1 pseudogene is annotated in these 782 nt (G+C 64.1%); it reads right to left on the reverse strand.

The window, feature by feature from the left end:
- Positions 1–724 (reverse strand): annotated as a pseudogene (locus HX818_RS31005) (condensation domain-containing protein); the annotation flags it as partial.
- Positions 725–782 lie beyond the last annotated feature (58 nt).

A 782-nucleotide genomic window follows, 5' to 3' on the forward strand; every position in this document is an offset into this window, starting at 1 on the left:
CGACACGCCCCTGCTGCAGTTGCTCGTAGGCGGTTTGCAGGTCTTCGAACAGGATGCGCCACGACACGCCGTCCACCGCCAGGTGATGGATCACCAGCAGCAGCCGCTGACTGCCGTCGGCCAGGGTCGCCAGCACCGCGCGCAGCAGTGGGCCATTGCCCAGGTCCAGGCTGCGCTGGGCTTCGTCGCCCAGTTGCTCCAGCGCCGAAGCGTCGACGATGCTGCGTTGCCACAGCAAAGGTTGCTCGCTGACCGGCTGGTAAGTCGCTCGCCAGCCATCGGCCTGCCGGACGAAGCTCACGCGCAAGGCATCGTGCTGCACCAGCAAGGCGTGCAGGGCTTGTTCCAGATGTTCAGGGTTCAACGGCTGCGTGGTCTTGAGCAGTACCGACTGGTTCCAGTGGTGCCGCTCGGGAATCGCCGTATCGAAAAATGCCTGATGGATCGGCAGCAACACGCTGTCGCCGGTCACCGGGCCCTGATCGATCAGCAGTGCGCCCTCGCCCAACTGCGCCACCGAGGCCAGGCCTTGTACGGTCTGGTGCTGGAACAGCTCTTTGGGGGTAAAACGAATCCCGGCCTGGCGCGCACGGCTGACCACCTGGATCGAGATGATCGAGTCGCCGCCCAGCTCGAAGAAGTTATCGCTGACGCCAATCTGCGGCACCTTGAGCACGTCCTGCCAGATCGCCGCACAGCGAGCTGGAACGCCGTATTGCGGCGATCTGGCAGGACGTGCTCAAGGTGCCGCAGATTGGCGTCAGCGATAACTTCTTCGAGCT

Source organism: Pseudomonas sp. F9001 (assembly GCF_013385435.1).
Lineage (GTDB): Bacteria > Pseudomonadota > Gammaproteobacteria > Pseudomonadales > Pseudomonadaceae > Aquipseudomonas.